Source organism: Streptomyces sp. NPDC018263, assembly GCF_055562575.1.
In genome coordinates this window covers 240,387-259,983 of the sequence record NZ_JBVHFA010000004.1, presented here as the reverse complement: position 1 = coordinate 259,983, position 19,597 = coordinate 240,387, and the positions used below count along the sequence as shown (strand labels likewise).

The window sequence follows — 19,597 nt, the reverse complement described above, 5'->3', positions numbered from 1 at the left end:
CGCCATGAACGTACTGACCGACAACTTCGCCGTGTACGCCGAGGGATTCCTCGGCACGGTCGAACTGACCGTCTACGCCTCGCTGCTGGCCCTCGCGCTCGGCTTCCTGATGGCGTCCTTCCGGGTCGCGCCGGTCGCCTCGCTGCGGGTCTTCGGCACGGTGTGGGTGACCGTGCTGCGCAACACCCCGCTCACCCTGCTGTTCTTCGCGGTGCTGCTCGGCCTGCCCCGGTTCGGACTCGTGCTGCCCTTCCAGGCGTTCGCGGTCCTCGCGCTGGGCTGCTACACCTCGGCGTTCATCTGCGAGGCGCTGCGCTCCGGCATCAACACCGTGCCCAAGGGCCAGGGGGAGGCGGCCCGCAGCCTCGGCATGACCTTCTCGCAGACGCTCGGTGTGATCGTGCTCCCACAGGCGTTCCGTTCGGTGATCCCGCCCGTCGGCTCCACCCTGATCGCGCTGGCCAAGAACTCCGCCATCGCCGGCGCCTTCAGCGTCACCGAACTGCTCGGCACCTACAAGACGTTGAGCGAGCTGGGCTACAACATCATCTGGACCTTCGTCTGGATCGCCGTCGGCTACCTGATCATCACGCTCGCCATCAGCGCCCTGTTCAACCTGCTGGAACGCAAGTGGGGAGTGGCCCGATGACGACCGAGACCACCGCGCTCTACGACCTCCCCGGACCCACCACCCGGCGGCGGCACGCGCTGTACGCGGTGCTCTCCACCGCCGTGCTGCTGGGCCTGGTCGCCTGGGTGCTCTATCTGCTGTTCTCCACCGGCCAGTTCACCGCCACCAAGTGGATGCCCTTCGAGTACAAGGGCATTCAGGAACTGCTGCTGCGCGGCCTCGGCAACACCCTCAAGGCGTTCGCCATGGCCGCCGTGCTCTCCCTCGCCCTCGGCGGGGTGCTCGCCGCCGGACGCCTCTCCGACCACGCGCCGGTGCGCTGGCTGGCCACCCTCGTGGTGGAGTTCTTCCGCGCGATGCCCGTGCTGGTGATGATCTTCTTCATCTTCGTGGCGCTCAAGGTGCAGCCGCTGCCCGCCCTCGTCGCCGGACTGACCCTCTACAACGGCTCAGTGCTCGCCGAGGTCTTCCGCTCCGGCGTCAACGCGGTCGAACGGGGTCAGCGTGAGGCCGCGTTCGCTCTCGGCATGAGAAAAACCCAGGTCATGTCTTATGTGCTCGTACCGCAGGCGGTGCGCGCCATGTTGCCAGCGATCATCAGCCAGTTGGTGGTCGCGTTGAAGGACACCTCGCTGGGCTTCCTCATCACCTACGAGGAGTTCCTCCACGCCGGGAAGCTCATCGCCTCGAACCTCGACTACGATTTGCCGTTCATCCCCGTGGTGATGGTGATCTCGCCGATCTACATCGGGATGTGCATGCTGCTCTCGTGGTTCGCCGTCTGGGTGTCCCGCCGGGAGCAGCGCAGTCCCAAGACCGAGGCCGTGGCTGTCGCCGCGCCCGGCCCTGGGGCGCCGCTGCCGGGTGGGGAGCCACCCACGGCTCCGAAGCCGTGACGAAGGCGGCGGTCCACACGGGCCATGCTCGTCCGGCGGCGGCCGGAGATCACTGCTCGCGCAGGGGGACCGACACGTACGACGGGTCGTGCTCCGGCGAGGAGAAGGTCAGCCGCGCGCCGGACGGGTTGTGCTCGATGTAGAGCGGATCGACCGTGTCGGCCACCAGGGCCAGCCGGTGCCCGGCCGGGACGTCGTAGGCCGTCGCGAACAGGTCCAGGTCCACCCCGAACGGCTCGCCCGGCGTACGGCCGTGCCAGGTCAGGGGCGCGTGGGTGACCAGCTTGCCGATGCCGAGCGGGCCCACGTCGTACAGGTAGGCCACGAAGGTGCCGCTCTCCGCGGTCGGGGTGAGCGTGGTGTGCAGCCTGGCGGTGCCGCGTACGTGCTGGGGCGCCGCGTACCGCTCCGACTGCCAGACGGCCGCCCAGCGGCGCGGGAGCAGCGGGACGGAGGCCATGGGGGGCAGCTCGGCGACCTGGTCCAGCAGGCCGGAGAGCAGGACGATCCCGCCGTCCGCGCCGGAGTCGACGTTGGTGTGGATGGTGGTGCTGCCCGCCAGCGCGATCTTGCGGTCGGTGGCGGCGACCGACTTCCAGTCCGGGTAGCCCTCGTAGCCACCCCCGGTGCGGGACTTCAACTGGACGGGCTGCTCGCGGTCGATGCCGTTGTCCACGCCCCTCAGGTAGTGGTCGAACCAGCGGCCGGTGTCCTTCCAGACGTCGTTGGGCAGTCCGAACAGGCCGGCCAGCTCCGGGGTCGCATGGTCGCCGGGGCGCAACTCGAGGCGCTTGGGGCCGGTCAGCTTCTCGTAGAAGCTCGCGTACTGGTTGGCCGGGAAGACCGAGTCGCTCCAGGCGTTGGCGAGCATGACGGCGGGCTTGTTGGCGTTGAGCCGGTCCAGGTACGTCACGGCGGAGCGGCGCTTGCCCCAGTCGATGAGGTTCTGCTCCTGGCTGAGGTCTGAGGCGTAGAAGCGGTCGAAGACCTGCCGCATCTCCGGGCTCCGGCGACCGGTGACCGCTCCGGCGCCGTCCAGCAGGGCGACCGCCTGGACATGCTCGGTGCGGCCGGAGTAGATCGAGCTGACCAGATCGGCCCAGCCGCCGAGCGCCGCCACGGCCCTGATCCGCTGGTCGTGGGCCGCGGCGAGCAGGCTGATGCCCGCGCCGTAGGAGACGCCCGCCATGCCGATGCGGGCGGAGTCGGCGGGGGTGTTGGCCAGCGCCCAGTCGATCACCTTGGAGGCGTCCGCCAGGTCGGGCGGCCCGGCCACCTCGATCTCGCCGCCGGACTGCCAGAAGCCGCGCACGTTGTAGGAGAGCACCACATAGCCGGAGTCGGCGAGCCTCTGGGCCTGCGCGAGGTACTCGGCCTGCGGGAAGCCCCAGCTCGTGGGCAGCACCAGCAGCGGATGGCTGCCGGAGCCCGCCGGGGTGACGACGTTCGCCTTCAGTACGGTGCCCCCGTCGCCGGGAATGTCGACGAACCGTACGGCGGGGGCCGCCTGGGCCGCGGGCGCCAGCCCGACGACCGCGCCGGCGACCAGCGCCGCCGAGACGGTGCCGACGGCGCAGGTGCGCAGGGGATTACGTGCGGGGGCCATGGTCACTCCTGACGCGTGCCAGTGCGAAAGTGACCCGACAGTAGTGGGTGGTTCTTACCTCAAGTAACCCGCCGGTAAGTTACGTACGGGTAACAATAATCGAAGAGGGTTGCACGCTACGGGGCGGGCGTCGCCGGAGCCGGGGTCTGTGCGCTCTCCCCGGTCTCCGGGAACGGGGCCTGAGCGGCCCGTGTGACATCGGCGACCACTTCGATCAGATCCGGGCCGTACGCCTGGGAGTTGACCACCTTCAGCAGCAGCACGAACGAGTTCGAGCCGTGCTTGCGGGCCAACCGCTCGTAATTGCGGGCCAGATAGCGGGTCGCCGCCTGGTTGGTGATCGCCCGCTGCCCGCAGAACAGGAACACCGGCCGCGTCTGCCGGCCCGCCGCGACCTTGGCCAGCAGCACGTACTCGCTTGTACCGGGCTCCATCCGGTAGGTCTCCGTACCGATCCGGAACGCTCCCCGGTTCGGCCCCTTCTCCTTCTCGGTGTTCACCCGCACCCCCGGCAGCATCGCCGACATGTGCGCCAGCATCCGCCGGTTGGACGCCGGGCCGCCCACGCAGAACTCGGTCCGCTCGCCGAAGCCCTGGTGCGACACGTCCTGCGTCATCAACTGCATGTTCGCGCCGCAGTCCTCGATGAGCGCGGACAGCTCCAGCAACGCGAACACGTCGAACCGGTGGACCGCCGGCTCGGTCGCCCCCGGGTCCCGGTTGACGACGAACAACGTCTCCGAGTTGTCCGGCAACCCGAAGAACACCTGCTTGCGCCGCAGCTTGCGCCGCCACAGGTAGGTCCGGGCCAGCCATCCGATCGCGGCACTGATGCCGGCGGCTATGACCCCCAGGACGATGTTGCGCACGTCGTCGTTCATGCGGCGGGATGGTAGCGGGTCCCGGAACACGGAGGCGGGCACGGGCCCGCCGCGCGATGCTGAGCGCATGATCGAACTGGATGCCGCGGTACGGATCGTCGAGGCCTGTCTGGTCGACCTGGTGGACGGCGGGCTGTACTCGGTCGGTGCCGTCTCCTGGGCGTCCGGGGCGTGGGAGACCGACTACCGGGTGCGTATCCGGGGTGAGGCCGTGCGGACCGCCGTGGACGACCTGCACGACGAGGTGCGGGCGGCCGTCGTGGAACGCGGCAAGCTTCCCGCCGTGCGGCTGCTGCGGGAGCGGGTGCCCGCGCTGGTGCTCGGCGAGGCCCTCGCGTACGTGAGCGGGCTGGGCGGGGAAGGGGCCCCGGACGAGCTGGTGGATGTCGTCACGCGGGAACTGGTGGCGCCCGGCGACCCGGTGATGGCCGTGCGCACCATCCGGGCGGGCTGAAGCCGGCATGCGGGGCCTGAGGGCGCGAGGCATACTGTCGGGGGCCTTGGGGATCTGGTTACGCTGCGCGGACAGTGTTCTCGGGAGGTTCGGATGGGTCGTCCTGGTACGCGGAAGCTGGCGGTGGTCGTGGTCTCGGCCGCCGTCGCCTCGATAGGCGCCGTCGCCCCGCCCGCAGCGGCGGGCGGCCCCGGCGGGAAGGTGCCCGTGGCGGTCGGCTACGGGGGCGCGGTCTCCAGCGTGGACGCCGACGCCAGCGCGGCCGGTATCGAGGTGCTGCGCAACGGCGGCAACGCGGTCGACGCGGCCGTGGCCACCGCAGCCGCGCTGGGCGTCACCGAGCCGTACTCGGCGGGTGTCGGCGGAGGCGGCTACTTCGTCTACTACGACGCCAAGTCCCGTACCGTGCACACCATCGACGGCCGCGAGACCGCCCCGCTCAGCGCCGGCTCCGACCTGTTCCTGGAGAACGGCAAGCCGCTGGCGTTCCCCGACGCCGTCAGCAGCGGGCTGAGCGTCGGCACACCGGGCACCCCCGCCACCTGGCAGACAGCGCTGCGCAGTTGGGGCACCAACAGCCTCGCCAAGGTGCTGCGGCCGGCCGAGCGGATCGCCCGCGACGGCTTCACCGTGGACGACACCTTCCGCTCGCAGACCGCGGCCAACGAGGCCCGGTTCCGCTACTTCCCGGACACCGCCCGGCTGTTCCTGCCCGGCGGCAAGCTCCCCGTGGTCGGCTCCACCCTCAAGAACCCCGATCTGGCCACGACCTACCAGGAGTTGGGCCGCAAGGGCGCCGACGCCGTCTACCGGGGCGACCTCGGACGGGACATCGTGGCCACCGTCAACAAGCCCCCGGTCGACCCCTCTTCGGGCTGGAACGCCCGGCCGGGCAAGCTCACCGCCAAGGACCTGTCGAGCTACCGCGCCAAACTCCAGCGGCCCACCGACACCTCGTACCGCGGTCTGAAGGTGTACTCCATCGCGCCCTCCTCCTCCGGTGGCACGACGGTGGGTGAGGCGCTCAACATCCTGGAGAAGAGCGACCTCGCCAAAGCGAGCGAGACCCAGTACCTGCACCGGTACATCGAGGCGAGCCGGATCGCGTTCGCCGACCGGGGCCGCTGGGTCGGGGACCCGGCCTTCGAGGACGTCCCCACCAGGCAACTGCTCTCGCAGCGGTTCGCCGACTCGCGGGCCTGCCTGATCAAGGGCGACGCCGTCCTGACCAGCCCGCTCGCCCCCGGCGACCCGCGCCACCCAGCCGCCTGCGGGACCAAGGGGAAGGCCGCGCCGACCACGTACGAGGGCGAGAACACCACCCACCTCACCGTCTCCGACAAGTGGGGCAACGTCGTCTCCTACACGCTCACCATCGAGCAGACCGGCGGCAGCGGCATCACCGTGCCCGGCCGGGGTTTCCTGCTCAACAACGAGCTGACCGACTTCTCCTTCGCCCCGGCGAGCCCCGGCGTCCCCGACCCCAACCTGCCCGGACCCGGCAAGCGCCCGCGCTCCTCGATCTCCCCGACCATCGTCCTGGACCGGCACGACCGGCCCGTGGTGGCGCTCGGTTCGCCCGGCGGTGCCACGATCATCACCACCGTGCTCCAGACCCTCACCGAGTTCCTCGACCGGGGGCTCCCGCTGGTCGACGCCATCGCGACACCCCGCGCCAGCCAGCGCAACGCCGCCCAGACCGAGGTCGAACCCACCCTGTACGACAGCGCGTTGCGGGAGCGGCTGGAACAGCTCGGGCACAGCTTCAAGCTCAACCCCGAGATCGGCGCCGCGACCGGCGTCCAACGGCTGCCGAACGGGAAGTGGCTCGCCGCCGCCGAGACGACCCGGCGCGGCGGCGGCTCCGCCATGGTGGTGAACCCGACCGGCTGACCCCGAGAGGGCGCCTGAAGCCTCAAGGGGCCTCAGGCGCCCTCGCGTTGTGCCTCCGCCGGCTGGGCCTCCTGGCCGTGCACGCGGAAGTCCAGCCGCCCGTCCGCCACATCGACCGTCACCTCGCCGCCCTCGGCCACCGTGCCCTTCAGCAGCAGCCGCGACAACTGGTTGTCCACCTCGCGCTGGATCGTGCGGCGCAGCGGACGGGCACCGTACTCCGGCTGATGACCGCGCTCGGCCAGCCAGTCCACGGCCGCGTCGGTGAACTCCACGCTCACGCCCCGCGCGCTGGTCAGTTCACGGGTGCCGTTGAGCAACAGATCGGTGATCCGGCGCAGTTGCTCCGGGGTGAGCTGGCGGAACACCACGATCTCGTCGATCCGGTTGAGGAACTCCGGCCGGAAGTGCTCCCGCAGCGGCCGCAAGATCTGCTCCCGCCGCGCCTCCTCGTCCGCGTCCGCGCCGCCCGGCCCGAACCCGATCCCGGCACCGCGCCGGGTGATGACGTCCGAGCCCAGGTTGCTGGTCATCACGATCACCGTGTTGGTGAAGTCCACCGTCCGCCCCTGGGCGTCGGTCAGCCGGCCGTCGTCCAGCACCTGGAGCAGGATGTTGAACACGTCCGGGTGCGCCTTCTCCACCTCGTCCAGGAGCAGCAGCGAGTACGGGTTCCGCCGCACCACCTCGGTGAGCTGGCCCGCCTCCTCGTGGCCGACGTAACCGGGCGGCGCCCCGACCAGCCGGGAGACGGTGTGCCGCTCCTGGTACTCGCTCATGTCGAGCCGCACCATGCGGTCCTCGCTGCCGAACAGCGACTCCGCGAGCGCGCGGGCCAGTTCGGTCTTGCCGACCCCGGTCGGACCGAGGAACAGGAAGCTGCCGATCGGCCGGTCCGGGCTGGACAGCCCCGCGCGGGAGCGCAGCACGGCGTCCGCGACCACGTTGACCGCCTCGTCCTGGCCCACCACCCGCTCGTGCAGATGGTCCTCCAGGCCGAGCAGGCGCTCCTTCTCCTCCTGGGTCAGCCGGCTCACCGGCACCCCGGTCTGCCGGGACACCACCTCGGCGATTGCCTCCGCCGTCACCTCGAGGTTCTGCCCCTCGACGGCCTCACCGTCGTCGGCCGCCTCCGAGATCCGGCGCTGGATGTCCGCGATCCGGTCCCTCAACTGGGTCGCCTGCTCGTACTGTTCGTCCGCGACCGCCTGGTCCTTGTCCCGCACCAGTTGCTCGGCCTCGCGCTCCAGTGCGCGCACGTCCGCGCCCTTGGTCCGCGCGCCGAGCCGCACCCGCGCGCCCGCCTGGTCGATCAGGTCGATCGCCTTGTCGGGCAGCCGCCGGTCGGTGAGATAGCGGTCGGACAGCTCCACGGCCGCCGCGAGCGCCTCGTCCGAGTACCGGACCTGGTGATGGGCCTCGTAGCGGTCGCGCAGCCCGCGCAAAATCTCCAGGGCGTCCTCGGCGGACGGCTCCGGCACCTGGATCGGCTGGAACCGGCGGGCCAGCGCCGCGTCCTTCTCGATCCGCCGGAACTCCTCCAGCGTGGTCGCGCCGACGATGTGCAGCTCGCCGCGGGCCAGGGCGGGCTTGAGGATGTTGCCCGCGTCCATCGCGCCGCCCTCGCCGCCGGTGCCCGCGCCCACGACGGTGTGCAGCTCGTCGATGAAGACGACCAGCTTGTCCGAGTGCGCGCGGATCTCCTGCACGATGTTGTTCAGACGCTCCTCGAAGTCACCCCGGTAGCGGGTGCCGGCCACCACCGAGGTCAGGTCCAGCGCCACCACCCGGCGCTCCTCCAGCCCCTCGGGCACGTCCCCGTCCGCGATGCGCTGCGCCAGCCCCTCGACCACGGCGGTCTTGCCGACGCCCGCGTCGCCGATCAGCACCGGGTTGTTCTTGCCGCGCCGGGACAGCACCTCGATGGTCTGCTCGATCTCCTTCTCCCGGCCGATCACCGGGTCGATACGGTTCTCGCGGGCCAGCTCGGTCAGGTCGCGCCCGTACTTGTCCAGCGTCGGCGTGGTCGTGGGCCGGGGGCGGTCATGGCGGCCCTGCGCGGTGTCCGGTGCCTCGGGCGGAGCCGGTTCCGCCTTGAACCGGGCCGCGTGCAGGATGTGCCCGGCGGCCGAGTCCGGGTTCATGGCGAGGGCGCTCAGCACGTGCTCGGGGCCGATGTACCCGGCGCCGCTGGCCCGTGCCATCTCGTGCGCCTCCATCAGCGCCCGCTTCACGGCCGGGGTCAGGGACAGCGCGGTCGGCGGCACCTTGCCCGGCTGGTGCTGCACGGGTCCGGCGCGGCCGTCGATCTCGGTGGCCATCGAGTCCGGGTTCGCCCCGGCCCGGCTGAGCAGGCTGCGGGTGGGCTCGCTGGACAGCGCGGCGCGCAGCAGGTGCTGGGTGTCCAGATCCCGGCTGCCGTGCTCCGCGGCGTACTGTGCGGCCCCCTTGACCAGCTCGCGCGCGGGCTGGCTCAGCAGGCGGCCGATGTCGACCTGGCGGGGGGCGCCGGGCTGGCCCGGATTCCCGGTGCCGCCGAAGAAGCGGGAGAAGAACTCCCCGAAGGGGTCGCCCTCGGGGCCGATGTAGCCGCTGGTCATCGTTTCCGTCCTTCGCAGACGACGCGTGCGGAGCGGCCGGGTACCCCGGATCGGCCGCTCTTGAAACGATGGCACGCCCACGGGGGAAGGGCACCCGCTGGCTCCCCCCGGTCCCGCGCTACGCCCCCGCTCCCTGCCTGACCGGCTCGCGGGCCGTCAGGATGCGCGGGCCCGCGTTCGTGACGGCCACCGTGTGCTCGGCGTGGGCCGCGCGGGAGCCGTCGTCGCTGCGGAGGGTCCAGCCGTCGGGGTCGGGGTGGTAGCCGTCCCGGCCGCCCGCGATGAGCATCGGCTCGATCGCCAGGACCATCCCGTGGCGCAGCGGCATGCCCCGGCCGGGGCGGCCCTCGTTCGGCACGCCGGGGTCCTCGTGCATCTTGCGCCCGATGCCGTGGCCGCCGAAGCCGGCCGGGATGCCGTACCCGGCGGCGCGGCACACCGTGCCGATGGCGTGGGCGATGTCACCGATGCGGTTGCCGACCACGGCCGCCTCGATCCCGGCCGCCAGCGCCCGCTCGGCGGTGTCGATCAGGGCCAGGTCCTCTGGGCGCGGACGGCCGACCACGAAGCTGATCGCCGAGTCACCGGCCCAGCCGTCCAGCAGGGCGCCGCAGTCCACGGAGAGGAGGTCGCCGTCGCGGAGGCGGTGATCGGTGGGGATGCCGTGCACGATCGCGTCGTTCACCGAGGCGCAGATCACCGCAGGGAACGGGGTCGGGGCGAAGGAGGGCCGGTAGCCGAGGAAGGGGGACGTCGCGCCCGCCTCGCGCAGGACGGCTCGGGCGACCTCGTCCAGTTCGCGCAGGCTCACGCCCACGTCAGCGGCTTCTCGTACGGCGGTCAGGGCGCGCCCGACGACCTGGCCGGCGGTGTGCATGGCCTCGATGGAGGCGTCCGTCTTGAGTTCAACCATGCCAATTACTATACCGGTATTAGAATGGGTGCCATGGTGCGCACCCCCCTGACCCCAGAAGAGCGCGAGCGCGGCGAACAGCTCGGCCGGCTGCTGCGCGAGGCGCGCGGCCCGCGGAGCATGACCGAGGTCGCCGCGGTCGCCGGCATCTCCGCCGAGACGCTCCGCAAGATCGAGACCGGCCGGGCGCCGACCCCCGCCTTCTTCACCGTCGCGGCGCTGGCGCGGGCGCTCGGGCTCTCCATGGACGAGCTCGTCGTCCGCTGCGCGCTGGTCCCGGTCTGAGCCGTTCCGCAAACCGTGCGTAGCAGGCCCGTAACACGGCTGGTGTTGCCTGGCTCCCGCAGTACTGGCGAACGGGCGGGAGCCGGTCGATGGCGGAACAACTCACAGTGGTGGCCGGGGAGTTCGGGTCCTACCTGGACGGCCTCCTGTCCCGCCTCGACCAGAGCGCGGGCTGGTGCGGGGTCTTCTGGCACCGCGACCCGCACGGCATGCGCGCCTGCCGCGAAGGACGCGAGGTGCCCCCGTGGGACGTGGTGGACGCGCTGCTGCGGGACCTCGCGGCGGTGTACGGCACCGCACCGGCCCTCGCCGAGCGCGAGCGGGCCCGCGCGCTGCACACGGCCGCCCTCACCGCGTACGACGCCCGCCCCGGCGCCCACGACACCCTGACCCGCCGCCTCCACGCCACCCTCCGCGAGCGCCACGACGCCGACGAACGCGAGGCCGCGCTGGCCCAGCGCCTCACCGAGGCGAGGACGGAGGCGGAGGAGGAGGCCCTCCGCGTCGACCTGGCCTGGGCTCGGGACACCCGGCACCGGGCAACGGCCCGCTGCGCGGAGCTCCGGGACCGGCTGTCCCGAATGGCCCGCCCGGACCCGTGGCCCGCCCGGGCCCCCGGACAGGGGCCCGGCCGTACCTCCCCTGCGGACACGTCCGGCTCCGCACCGGACAGCGGGGTCGGAGCCGCCGCACGCACCGCCGGGCAGGCGGGGCCCTACGCGGGCGCGCCCGCCCCCGCGCCGGATGGCCCGGCTGGAGCCGCTGCGCGGGCCGCTGGGCAGGCGGTGTCCGGGCCTGCTCCCTACGGGGGTGCGCCCGCCCCCGCGCCGGATGGCCCGGCTGGAAGTGCCGCTTGGGGCGCTGGGGAGGCGGGGCCCGGCCGTGCTCCCTACGCGGGCGCGCCCGCCCTCGCGCCGGATGGCCCGGCCGGAGCCGCTGCACGGGCCGCTGGGCAGGCGGTGTCCGGGCCTGCTCCCTACGGGGGTGCGCCCGCCCCCGCGCCGGATGGCCCGGCCGGAAGTGCCGCTTGGGGCGCTGGGGAGGCGGGGCCCGGCCGTACTCCCTACGCGGGCACGCCCGGCCTCGTGCCGGATGGCACGGCTGGAAGTGCCGCGCGGGCCGCTGGGCAGGTGGTGTCCGGGCCTGCCCCCTATGCGGGCGCGCCCGCCCGGGCGTCGGATGGCCCGGCCGGAAGTGCCGCTTGGGCCGCTGGGCGGGCGGAGTCCGGTCGTACTCCCTACGCCGCCGCTTCCGGGTTCGCCGCGGACGGGTCGGCCGAGGGGCATGCAGTCGCCGAAGTGCCGTCCAAGCCCCGTAGACGCCGCCGGGGGAGCGCTCGTTTTGCCGGGCTGTCCGACGAGACTCCCGCGCCGCTGGTCCTCCCCGGCACCGCTCCGGACACCCCCGACCTCCGGGGTGCGCGGTTCGCCGGAGCGGAGGCCGAGGAGGCGCCCGGCCCGGCAGCGCCCGTGCCCCACGCCGACGACCACCGCGCCGTGGCCCAAGCCGTCGCGCACCTCGCCGCCCTCCGTGCCGCAGGCCGCAGCGGGGAGGCGTACACACTCCTCGCGGAAGCCGCCCGGTGGCCCGCCGTGCGCATCCCCCTCCTCGCCCATGCCCTCACCCACGCCGACTGGACCACCCTCCGCTGGGAGGCGGCCGCCCTGCCCCCGGAACAACTCCTCGACGCGGCAAACGCGTTGACGGCAGCCGGCCACCCCGAGGAAGCCCACGGCCTGCTCCGCGAGGGCGCCGCCCGCCCACCGGAGGAGACCGGCGCCGCGGTGGCGCGACTCCAAGAAGAGGGCCGTACCCGCGACGCCCGCACCCTCCTCGACGCTTGCGTCCGCCTCCGCACCCCCGAGGACGCGGCCCGCCTCGCCACCCCGGACCCCGACCGCCTCACCCCCCTCCTGCTCGAAGCCGCCCGGCACCTCTCCGAGGACCACCAGCGGGCCCTCCTCCACGCACTCCGAGCCGCCGGGATCACCCCCTGACCGGCACCCCGCTCACCCGCAGGAGTGTGAAACGGGATCGAATCAGCGGGTTGGCGACGATGGTCTTGGCAAGGGCGTCCAAGAGGCTTACTTTCGTCCCTCTACGGCCCGTTTCTACGGGCGTAGAGGCTCGGACGCCGCGTCGAAGGAGCAGCTCATGGCCAACGTCGTACGTGCCGCACTGGTTCAGGCCACCTGGACCGGCGACACCGAGTCCATGATCGAGAAGCACGAGGAGCACGCCCGCGAGGCCGCGCGCCAGGGCGCGAAAATCATCGGGTTCCAGGAAGTCTTCAACGCCCCCTACTTCTGCCAGGTGCAGGAGCCCGAGCACTACCGCTGGGCGGAACCGGTGCCGGACGGCCCGACCGTGACCCGGATGCGGGAACTGGCCCGCGAGACCGGCATGGTGATCGTCGTCCCGGTCTTCGAGGTCGACGGCTCCGGGTTCTACTACAACACCGCCGCCGTGGTCGACGCGGACGGCTCCTACCTCGGCAAGTACCGCAAGCACCACATCCCGCAGGTCAAGGGCTTCTGGGAGAAGTACTACTTCAAACCCGGCAACCTCGGCTGGCCCGTCTTCGACACGGCGGTCGGCAAGGTCGGCGTCTACATCTGCTACGACCGCCACTTCCCCGAGGGCTGGCGTCAACTAGGTCTCAATGGCGCACAGTTGGTCTACAACCCGTCCGCCACCCACCGCGGACTCTCCTCCCACCTCTGGCAGTTGGAGCAGCCCGCCGCGGCCGTCGCCAACGAGTACTTCGTCGCCGCCATCAACCGGGTCGGCCAGGAGGAGTACGGCGACAACGACTTCTACGGCACGTCGTACTTCGTGGACCCGCGCGGCCAGTTCGTCGGCGAGGTCGGGGACGACAAGACCGAGGAACTCCTCGTCCGCGACCTGGACTTCGACCTCATCGACGAGGTCCGGCAGCAGTGGGCGTTCTACCGCGACCGCCGCCCCGACGCCTACGAGGGGCTGGTGAACCCGTGAACGACCTGTACGCCCGCCACCGGAAGGTCATGCCGGACTGGCTCGCGCTGTACTACGACGACCCGCTGGAGATCACCCACGGCGAGGGCCGGCACGTCTGGGACGCGCAGGGCAACCGCTACCTGGACTTCTTCGGCGGCATCCTCACCACCATGACCGCGCACGCGCTGCCCGAGGTCACCAAGGCGGTGAGCGAGCAGGCCGGGCGGATCATCCACTCCTCGACCCTCTACCTCAACCGTCCGATGGTCGAACTCGCCGAGCGTGTCGCCATGCTGAGCGGCATCCCCAACGCGCGGGTCTTCTTCACCACCTCCGGCACCGAGGCCAACGACACGGCGATGCTGCTCGCCACCACCTACCGCCAGGGCAACACCGTCGTGGCGATGCGCAACAGCTACCACGGCCGGTCCTTCGGCGCGGTCGGCATCACCGGCAACCGCACCTGGTCGCCGACCTCCCTCTCCCCGCTCCAGACGCTCTACGTGCACGGCGGCGTCCGCACCCGCGGCCCGTACGCCGACCTGGACGACCGCTCGTTCATCGACGCCTGCGTGGCCGACCTGCGCGACCTCCTCGGCCAGACCCGGCCCCCCGTAGCGCTGATCGCCGAACCCGTCCAGGGCGTCGGCGGCTTCACCTCCCCGCCGGACGGGCTGTACGCGGCGTTCAAGGAAGTCCTCGACGAGCACGGCATCCTGTGGATCTCCGACGAGGTCCAGACCGGCTGGGGCCGCACCGGCGAGCACTTCTGGGGCTGGCAGGCGCACGACCGGAACGGCCCGCCGGACATCGTCACCTTCGCCAAGGGCATCGGCAACGGCATGTCCGTCGGCGGGGTGATCGCCCGCGCCGAGATCATGGACTGCATCGACGCCAACAGCATCTCCACCTTCGGCGGCACCCAGATCACCATGGCCGCCGGGCTCGCCAACCTCGCCTACCACCTCGAACACGACCTCCAGGGCAACGCCCGAAGGGTCGGCGGCCTGCTCATCGAGCTGCTGCGCGGGGTCACCGCCGGTCTCCCCGGCGTCCGCGAGGTGCGCGGCCGTGGACTGATGATCGGCATCGAGCTGGTCAAGCCCGGCACCGACGAGGCCGACCCCGCCGCGGCCGCCGCCGTCATGGAGGCGGCCCGCCGGAGCGGCCTGCTCATCGGCAAGGGCGGCGGCTACAACACCAGCGTCCTGCGCATCGCCCCGCCGCTGACGCTCGCCGTCGCGGAGGCCGAGGAAGGCGCGGCGATCCTCGATGACGCGCTGAGGAGCACGTACTAGAGAACGAGGTACAGCGGATGACCATGACCTCGGAGTTCCGGGCCGCGTCACGGCCGGAGGAACCGGCCCTTTCCGTCCGGCAGGTGCTCACGCTGGAGCGGGTGCTGGCCGGGGAGCCCGAGGTGGTGGCCGGGGCCGGCGGGCTCGACCGGGCGGTGCGCTGGGTGCACGTGGCCGAGGCCGCCGACGTGGGCGTGATGCTCACCGGCGGCGAGATGGTGCTCACCACCGGGGTGCTGCTCGCCGGGGACGAGGCCAAGCAGGCCGCGTACATCCAGTCGCTGCACCGGGCGGAGGCCGCCGCAGTCGTTCTCGGGCTCGGCCGCGCCTTCCCCACGCCGCCCGAGGTGATGCGCCGGGCCGCCGAACGGTGCGGGCTGCCACTCGTCGTGCTGCACCGGCCCTTCCCCTTCGCCGAACTCACCGAAGAGGTGCAATCCCGGCTGGTGCGGGCCAAGTTCGCCGCCGTCAGCCTCTCCGAGTCCGTCCGGACGAGCCTCACCGCGCTGATCACCTCAGGCGCCCCGCTGCAACGTCTGCTGGACGAGGTCGCGCAGCACTCCGGCTGTCCGGTCGTCCTCACCAACCTCGCGCACCGGGTCCTCGCCACGGCGGGGGAGCGGCCCGCCGTGGACGACGTGCTGCGGGACTGGGAGCGCATCGCCCGGCAGGCCGGAGGCAGCGAGGGCGACGGCTGGGTCCGTGCCGAGCTGGGCGGGCGCGGGGAGCGCTGGGGCAGGCTGCTGCTGTGCGGCTACCGGGGCGACACCGGCACCGGCCGCCTGCTCGCGGACCGGGCCGCCGAGGCGCTGGTGCTGCACCGGATGCTCGGCGGCGCCTCGGGCCGCACCTGGGAGGAGCAGTCCGCGCACGGCCTGCTGACCGACCTCGCCTCCGGGACCGTACCCGCCCGGCATCTGCTGCCCCGGGCGCGGGCGGCCGGACTCCCGGTCAACCGGCGGACGTTCGTGCCGCTCGTGGTGCCCGGCGCCGAGCCCGAACGGCTGGACCGGGTGCTGCGCACGCTGGGCCTGACCGGGCTGGTCGCGGAACTGGCCGACGGCGCCACCGCCGTCCTGCTCAGCCTCGCCCGCGACCAGGACGCCGAGGCGCTCACCGGCCGCCTCGCCGCCCGGCTGCGCACGCCCGAGCTGCCGGACGCGGTGGTCGCCGCCGCCGACCCGCGCACCTGCTGGGACGACGTGCCCGCAGGGCTCCGCGAGGCCCGGCACGTCGCCGACGCGGTCGCCGGGGCGGCTCTGGACCGGCCGGCCGTGGTGCGGCTGCGGGACGTGCATCTGCGCGGGCTGATCCGGCTGTTGAGAGACGACCCCCAGGTGCAGTCCTTCGCCGAACGCGAGCTGGACGGCCTGCTGTGCGGCGGCGCGGGGGAGCTGCTGGACGTACTGCGCACCTACCTGGCGACCGGCCGCAACAAGTCCCGCACCGCCCAGCTCCACCATGTCTCCCGGCCCGCGCTGTACCGCCGTCTTGAGGCCATACAGGCGCGGCTCGGGATCGACCTGGACGACTTCGAACAGGCGGCCTCCGTGCACATCGCACTCCTCGCGCACGACGCGCAACAGGGCTGAAACATGCCACGACCTGCGAAAACGGCGGTGAAACATGACTACGGCAAGACGTGACACGGTGCCACGCCCGCACCCCGCAGACGTGACACCGTGCCACTCAAACCGGCCGCCCGGCCTTCCTAGGCTCCAGGCACACCGAGCGACCCGGAGGTCCCGATGAGCCGAGTGATCCGCGCCGCCCTCTTCCAGACGGCCTGGACGGGCGACAAGGAATCCATGATCCAGGTGCACGAGCAGGCGGCCCGCGACGCCGCCGCCCAGGGCGCCCAAGTCCTCTGCTTCCAGGAGCTGTTCTACGGCCCCTACTTCTGCCAGGTGCAGGACAAGGCGTTCTACGAGTACGCCGAGCAGATCCCCGAGGGCCCCACCGTCCGCCGCTTCCAGGCGCTGGCGAAGGAACTGGGCATCGTCCTGGTGCTGCCCATGTACGAGGAGGAGCAGCCCGGCGTCCTCTACAACACCGCCGCCGTGATCGACGCCGACGGCTCCTACCTGGGCAAGTACCGCAAGACCCACATCCCCCAAGTCCAGGGATTCTGGGAGAAGTTCTACTTCCGTCCCGGCAACAGCGGCTGGCCCGTCTTCGACACCGCCGTCGGCCGGATCGGCGTCTACATCTGCTACGACCGGCACTTCCCGGAAGGCTGGCGGGCGTTGGGCCTGGCCGGTGCCGAGATCGTCTTCAACCCCTCGGCCACCTCGCGCGGACTCTCCCGCTACCTCTGGCAGTTGGAGCAGCCGGCGGCGGCCGTCGCGAACGAGTACTTCGTCGGCGCCATCAACCGGGTCGGCGTGGAGGACCTCGGCGACAACGACTTCTACGGCACCACGTACTTCGTGGACCCCGAGGCCCAGTTCGTCGGCGAGGTGGCGAGCGACAAGGAGACCGAACTGGTCGTCCGCGACCTCGACATGGCCAAGCTCCGCGAGGTCCGCGACCGCTGGCAGTTCTACCGGGACCGCGAGCCGAACGCGTACACGCCGCTGACGGCGCCGTAAAGGCGGACGGCAAGCAGAACAGGGGCGCGGGACCGCATCGATGTGCGGCTACCGCCGCGTGAGCGCGACCAGCCACAGCGAACCCGCAGCAGACCACGAAGGGAGAGGACCCCATGAGCCGCCGCACGCTCATCCGGAACGGCCTCGTCATCACCGCTTCCGACGAGATCCACGCCGACGTACTGATCGAGGACGGCCGTATCGCCGCCCTCGCCGCCTCCGGAACCCCCGCCGCCGAGGCGTTCACCGCGGACCGGACGATCGACGCGACCGGGAAGTACGTCATCCCCGGCGGCGTGGACGGCCACACCCACATGGAGATGCCGTTCGGCGGCACCTACGCCGCCGACACCTTCGAGACCGGCACCCGAGCGGCGGCCTGGGGTGGCACCACCACGATCGTGGACTTCGCCATCCAGAACGTCGGCGGCACCCTGCGCGAGGGCCTGGACGCCTGGCACCAGAAGGCCGAGGGCAACTGCGCCATCGACTACGGCTTCCACATGATCGTCTCCGATGTGAACCAGGAGACGCTCAAGGAGATGGACCTGCTGGTCGAGGAGGGCGTGAGCTCGTTCAAGCAGTTCATGGCGTATCCGGGCGTCTTCTACTCCGACGACGGCCAGATCCTCAGGGCGATGCAGCGCGCCGCCGAGAACGGCGGGCTGATCATGATGCACGCCGAGAACGGCATCGCCATCGACGTCCTGGTCGAGCAGGCCCTCGCCCGAGGCGAGACCGACCCCCGCTACCACGGCGAGGTCCGCAAGGCCCTGCTGGAGGCCGAGGCCACCCACCGCGCGATCAAGCTCGCCCAGGTCGCCGGCGCGCCCCTGTACGTGGTGCACGTCTCGGCGCAGGAGGCGGTGGCCGAGCTGACACGGGCCCGCGACGAGGGGCTGAACGTCTTCGGCGAGACCTGCCCGCAGTACCTGTTCCTGTCCACGGACAACCTGGCCGAGCCGGACTTCGAGGGCGCCAAGTACGTGTGCAGCACCCCGCTGCGGCCCCAGGAGCACCAGGCCGCCCTCTGGCGGGGCCTGCGCACCAACGACCTCCAGGTGGTCTCCACCGACCACTGCCCGTTCTGCTTCTCGGGGCAGAAGGAGCTGGGCCGGGGCGACTTCTCCAAGATCCCCAACGGGATGCCGGGCGTGGAGAACCGCATGGACCTCCTCCACCAGGCCGTGGTCGACGGCCACATCTCGCGCCGCCGCTGGATCGAGATCGCCTGCGCCACCCCGGCCCGCATGTTCGGCATGTACCCGAAGAAGGGCACCATCGCCCCCGGCGCCGACGCCGACGTGGTGATCTACGACCCGCACGCCGAGCAGGTCATCTCCGCCGAGACGCACCACATGAACGTCGACTACTCGGCCTACGAGGGCAAGCGGATCACCGGCCGGGTCGAGACGGTCCTCTCGCGCGGCGTCCCCGTGATCACCGAGCGGCAGTACACCGGCCACGCCGGGCACGGCGTCTACACCCCGCGCTCCACCTGTCAGTACCTCAACTAGGAGTGGTGCCCATGGACTTCGGTCTCGTACTCCAGACCGACCCGCCCGCCTCCCGCGTCGTCGACCTGATGAAGCGGGCCGAGCGCAACGGCTTCACCTACGGCTGGACCTTCGACTCGGCCGTGCTCTGGCAGGAGCCGTTCGTCATCTACAGCCAGATCCTGGCCCACACCGACCGGCTCACCGTCGGCCCGATGGTCACCAACCCCGGCACCCGCACCTGGGAGGTCACCGCCTCCACCTTCGCCACCCTCAACGACATGTACGGCAACCGCACGGTGTGCGGCATCGGGCGCGGCGACTCCGCGATGCGCGTCGCGGGCCGCAAGCCCAACACCCTCGCCCGGATCAGCGAGGCCATGAAGGTCATCCGCGCCCTCGGCCGGGGCGAGGAGACCGACCTCGGCGGCACCCCGATCCGCCTGCCGTGGGTGAAGCCGGGCGCCGAACTCCCCGTCTGGATGGCCGCGTACGGGCCCAAGGCGCTGAAGATGACCGGCGAGGAGGCCGACGGCTTCATCCTCCAGCTCGCCGACCTCTACCTCACCGAGTTCATGGTCAAGGCCGTCAAGGACGCCGCCGTCGCCGCCGGCCGCGACCCCGGCGAGGTCACCATCTGCGTCGCCGCCCCCGCCTACGTCACCGACGACGACTCGCCCGAGGCGCTCGCCCACGCCCGCGAACAGTGCCGCTGGTTCGGCGGCATGGTCGGCAACCACGTGGCCGACCTCGTCTCCCGCTACGGCGAGCACTCCGCGCAGATCCCCGGTGAACTCACCGACTACATCAAGGCCCGCGAGGGCTACGACTACGCCCACCACGGACGCAGCGGCAACCCCGACACCCAGTTCGTACCCGACGAGATCGTCGACCGCTTCTGCCTGATCGGCCCGGTCGAGGCCCACATCGAGAAGCTGAACGCGCTCCGGGCCCTGGGCGTCGACCAGTTCGCGGTGTACGACATGCACGACGCGCAGGAGGCCACCATCGACGCCTACGGCTCGAAGGTGATCCCCGCCGTCAACGCCTGAGCACGGCAGGCGAATCGAACTC

At 71.8% G+C, this 19,597-nt stretch carries 16 protein-coding genes; 12 read left to right on the top strand and 4 right to left on the bottom strand.

The window, feature by feature from the left end:
- Window positions 1-4 precede the first annotated feature (4 nt).
- Together ACZ3HQ_RS13600 and ACZ3HQ_RS13595 are read left to right on the top strand one after the other, a co-directional pair.
- The gene (locus ACZ3HQ_RS13600) at window positions 5-649 is read left to right on the top strand and encodes an amino acid ABC transporter permease (protein ID WP_130336760.1); all 645 of its coding nucleotides are present in this window, start codon (window positions 5-7) and stop codon (window positions 647-649) included.
- Window positions 646-1,527, top strand: coding sequence for an amino acid ABC transporter permease (locus tag ACZ3HQ_RS13595; RefSeq protein ID WP_467510426.1), 882 nt, complete (start codon window positions 646-648; stop codon window positions 1,525-1,527). The genes ACZ3HQ_RS13600 and ACZ3HQ_RS13595 overlap by 4 nt, the downstream gene beginning before the upstream one ends.
- A gap of 49 nt (window positions 1,528-1,576) precedes the next feature.
- On the opposite strand, the gene ACZ3HQ_RS13590 is transcribed toward ACZ3HQ_RS13595, so the two are convergent.
- Together ACZ3HQ_RS13590 and ACZ3HQ_RS13585 are read right to left on the bottom strand one after the other, a co-directional pair.
- Window positions 1,577-3,133, bottom strand: a complete 1,557-nt coding sequence (locus ACZ3HQ_RS13590; protein WP_467510424.1) for a CocE/NonD family hydrolase — start codon at window positions 3,131-3,133, stop codon at window positions 1,577-1,579.
- A 116-nt stretch (window positions 3,134-3,249) separates the two neighbouring features.
- The gene (locus tag ACZ3HQ_RS13585) at window positions 3,250-4,014 is read right to left on the bottom strand and encodes a hypothetical protein (protein ID WP_467510422.1); all 765 of its coding nucleotides are present in this window, start codon (window positions 4,012-4,014) and stop codon (window positions 3,250-3,252) included.
- Between the two features lie 67 nt (window positions 4,015-4,081).
- Between ACZ3HQ_RS13585 and ACZ3HQ_RS13580 the strand changes: the two genes are divergently transcribed.
- Complete coding sequence (locus tag ACZ3HQ_RS13580) at window positions 4,082-4,468, top strand: hypothetical protein (protein ID WP_467510420.1); 387 nt, start codon at window positions 4,082-4,084, stop codon at window positions 4,466-4,468.
- Between the two features lie 93 nt (window positions 4,469-4,561).
- Window positions 4,562-6,361 (top strand): gamma-glutamyltransferase, encoded by a 1,800-nt coding sequence (ggt, locus tag ACZ3HQ_RS13575; RefSeq protein WP_467510419.1) that lies wholly within the window; start codon window positions 4,562-4,564, stop codon window positions 6,359-6,361.
- Between the two features lie 32 nt (window positions 6,362-6,393).
- On the opposite strand, the gene ACZ3HQ_RS13570 is transcribed toward ggt, so the two are convergent.
- Entirely contained in the window at window positions 6,394-8,961 is a 2,568-nt protein-coding gene (locus ACZ3HQ_RS13570) for an ATP-dependent Clp protease ATP-binding subunit (protein ID WP_467510417.1), read from the bottom strand.
- Window positions 8,962-9,079: 118 nt separating this feature from the next.
- A complete protein-coding gene (map, locus tag ACZ3HQ_RS13565; RefSeq protein ID WP_467510415.1) occupies window positions 9,080-9,874 on the bottom strand; it encodes a type I methionyl aminopeptidase in 795 nt (264 codons plus the stop codon).
- A 33-nt stretch (window positions 9,875-9,907) separates the two neighbouring features.
- Here map and ACZ3HQ_RS13560 point away from each other — a divergent pair, with 33 nt between their 5' ends.
- The 8 genes from ACZ3HQ_RS13560 (at window position 9,908) to ACZ3HQ_RS13525 (ending at window position 19,575) form a co-directional block, all read left to right on the top strand.
- Window positions 9,908-10,159, top strand: coding sequence for a helix-turn-helix domain-containing protein (locus ACZ3HQ_RS13560; protein WP_030809674.1), 252 nt, complete (start codon window positions 9,908-9,910; stop codon window positions 10,157-10,159).
- Window positions 10,160-10,248: 89 nt separating this feature from the next.
- Complete coding sequence (locus ACZ3HQ_RS13555; RefSeq protein ID WP_467510413.1) at window positions 10,249-12,156, top strand: hypothetical protein; 1,908 nt, start codon at window positions 10,249-10,251, stop codon at window positions 12,154-12,156.
- A 157-nt stretch (window positions 12,157-12,313) separates the two neighbouring features.
- The gene (locus ACZ3HQ_RS13550) at window positions 12,314-13,156 is read left to right on the top strand and encodes a nitrilase-related carbon-nitrogen hydrolase (RefSeq protein WP_467510411.1); all 843 of its coding nucleotides are present in this window, start codon (window positions 12,314-12,316) and stop codon (window positions 13,154-13,156) included.
- Window positions 13,153-14,436, top strand: coding sequence for an aspartate aminotransferase family protein (locus ACZ3HQ_RS13545; protein WP_467510409.1), 1,284 nt, complete (start codon window positions 13,153-13,155; stop codon window positions 14,434-14,436). The genes ACZ3HQ_RS13550 and ACZ3HQ_RS13545 overlap by 4 nt, the downstream gene beginning before the upstream one ends.
- 17 nt (window positions 14,437-14,453) lie before the next feature.
- A complete protein-coding gene (locus tag ACZ3HQ_RS13540; RefSeq protein WP_467510407.1) occupies window positions 14,454-16,028 on the top strand; it encodes a PucR family transcriptional regulator in 1,575 nt (524 codons plus the stop codon).
- A gap of 156 nt (window positions 16,029-16,184) precedes the next feature.
- On the top strand, window positions 16,185-17,027 hold the full coding sequence (locus ACZ3HQ_RS13535) for a nitrilase-related carbon-nitrogen hydrolase (protein WP_030809660.1): 843 nt from the start codon (window positions 16,185-16,187) through the stop codon (window positions 17,025-17,027).
- 113 nt (window positions 17,028-17,140) lie between these two features.
- The gene (gene hydA / locus ACZ3HQ_RS13530) at window positions 17,141-18,544 is read left to right on the top strand and encodes a dihydropyrimidinase (protein WP_467510405.1); all 1,404 of its coding nucleotides are present in this window, start codon (window positions 17,141-17,143) and stop codon (window positions 18,542-18,544) included.
- Between the two features lie 11 nt (window positions 18,545-18,555).
- Window positions 18,556-19,575, top strand: a complete 1,020-nt coding sequence (locus ACZ3HQ_RS13525; protein WP_467510403.1) for a TIGR03842 family LLM class F420-dependent oxidoreductase — start codon at window positions 18,556-18,558, stop codon at window positions 19,573-19,575.
- Window positions 19,576-19,597: the final 22 nt, after the last annotated feature.

What these genes read in the sequence shown, in the direction of transcription:
- ACZ3HQ_RS13600 (WP_130336760.1), top strand. Translation starts at nt 5, where the DNA reads ATGAACGTACTGACCGACAACTTCGCCGTGTACGCCGAGGGATTCCTC.
- ACZ3HQ_RS13595 (WP_467510426.1), top strand. Translation starts at nt 646, where the DNA reads ATGACGACCGAGACCACCGCGCTCTACGACCTCCCCGGACCCACCACC.
- ACZ3HQ_RS13590 (WP_467510424.1), bottom strand. Translation starts at nt 3,133, where the DNA reads ATGGCCCCCGCACGTAATCCCCTGCGCACCTGCGCCGTCGGCACCGTC.
- ACZ3HQ_RS13585 (WP_467510422.1), bottom strand. Translation starts at nt 4,014, where the DNA reads ATGAACGACGACGTGCGCAACATCGTCCTGGGGGTCATAGCCGCCGGC.
- ACZ3HQ_RS13580 (WP_467510420.1), top strand. Translation starts at nt 4,082, where the DNA reads ATGATCGAACTGGATGCCGCGGTACGGATCGTCGAGGCCTGTCTGGTC.
- ggt (WP_467510419.1), top strand. Translation starts at nt 4,562, where the DNA reads ATGGGTCGTCCTGGTACGCGGAAGCTGGCGGTGGTCGTGGTCTCGGCC.
- ACZ3HQ_RS13570 (WP_467510417.1), bottom strand. Translation starts at nt 8,961, where the DNA reads ATGACCAGCGGCTACATCGGCCCCGAGGGCGACCCCTTCGGGGAGTTC.
- map (WP_467510415.1), bottom strand. Translation starts at nt 9,874, where the DNA reads ATGGTTGAACTCAAGACGGACGCCTCCATCGAGGCCATGCACACCGCC.
- ACZ3HQ_RS13560 (WP_030809674.1), top strand. Translation starts at nt 9,908, where the DNA reads ATGGTGCGCACCCCCCTGACCCCAGAAGAGCGCGAGCGCGGCGAACAG.
- ACZ3HQ_RS13555 (WP_467510413.1), top strand. Translation starts at nt 10,249, where the DNA reads ATGGCGGAACAACTCACAGTGGTGGCCGGGGAGTTCGGGTCCTACCTG.
- ACZ3HQ_RS13550 (WP_467510411.1), top strand. Translation starts at nt 12,314, where the DNA reads ATGGCCAACGTCGTACGTGCCGCACTGGTTCAGGCCACCTGGACCGGC.
- ACZ3HQ_RS13540 (WP_467510407.1), top strand. Translation starts at nt 14,454, where the DNA reads ATGACCATGACCTCGGAGTTCCGGGCCGCGTCACGGCCGGAGGAACCG.
- ACZ3HQ_RS13535 (WP_030809660.1), top strand. Translation starts at nt 16,185, where the DNA reads ATGAGCCGAGTGATCCGCGCCGCCCTCTTCCAGACGGCCTGGACGGGC.
- hydA (WP_467510405.1), top strand. Translation starts at nt 17,141, where the DNA reads ATGAGCCGCCGCACGCTCATCCGGAACGGCCTCGTCATCACCGCTTCC.
- ACZ3HQ_RS13525 (WP_467510403.1), top strand. Translation starts at nt 18,556, where the DNA reads ATGGACTTCGGTCTCGTACTCCAGACCGACCCGCCCGCCTCCCGCGTC.